Source organism: Psychromonas antarctica (assembly GCF_022267535.1).
Lineage (GTDB): Bacteria > Pseudomonadota > Gammaproteobacteria > Enterobacterales > Psychromonadaceae > Psychromonas > Psychromonas antarctica.
Genome location: NZ_JAHNZV010000268.1, coordinates 1 through 849 on the forward strand (window position 1 = coordinate 1; position 849 = coordinate 849).

The window sequence follows — 849 nt, forward strand, 5'->3', positions numbered from 1 at the left end:
CCATATTTTTGGTTAGCAGAGCCATCGCTTAATACGTCATCAGGCAATGACGCCGTGAAATAAGCGCCACAGCTATTGCAACGAAAACGCTCCATAACATGCTGCTCTGGCGTAAACGGGCTTTGCCCTGTGATACGTAATAAACTACCTGGGTCAGTTTTATACACCTTGCCGGTTAGACACGCTGGGCAATCATTGCCTTTTTTAAGGTCTGGCAGAGAATGAATAACAACGCGTGGCTTCACTGGCGCAAAACCTTCTTCAGAATGATTTTTTGGCTTTTTCTTCTTAAGCGCGACCTTAGGTTGCTTGCTCACATCCGCACGTTTTTCCGACGACTTTTCGATGCCCAGTAATTTACGTAATTTGTGTACCGTAACGTCATGATTGGCTAAGCGGTCCTGCATGCTTGCTAAAGTTACTAAGGCGTCAAGTAACAACTGACAGTCCTGTGGACTTAACGCCAGATTATTGTCTTTCGCTTCAGTAACGCGTGCTATCAAAGCCTCCAGTGCTTCGCCATCGATGTCGGTAAACGGTTTGCTCACAGTATTTCTCACACTTTAGTTGTTCTAACTCATTAATTTGGTGGCATTATGATCCCATTAAATGGAAATTCAATGATTAATTTAGAGGGCATCGTTCGCTGCTGCTACTTGTCTGTTTTTTGCCATAAAAGATCATCACGATCACCACTAAGTAGCTGGCGTAGATGTTTGGCTGCCAGAGGTTGAATCACCTTGTTCGACGTTGGCCAATGAGGGAATTTCCCCGTAGATAATCGTTTGGTCATCAGCCAAAAACCAGTGCCGTCATAAGCAAGTGCTCGTATCATGGTTTTATTACGGT

2 protein-coding genes are annotated in these 849 nt (G+C 44.5%); both read right to left on the reverse strand.

Annotated elements, in window-relative coordinates:
• The coding region (locus KSO91_RS17410) for a hypothetical protein (protein ID WP_238744274.1) at positions 1 to 548 on the reverse strand (548 nt) is incomplete at its 3' end.
• Positions 549 to 652: 104 nt separating this feature from the next.
• The coding region (gene tnpB / locus KSO91_RS17415) for an IS66 family insertion sequence element accessory protein TnpB (protein ID WP_238744275.1) at positions 653 to 849 on the reverse strand (197 nt) is incomplete at its 5' end.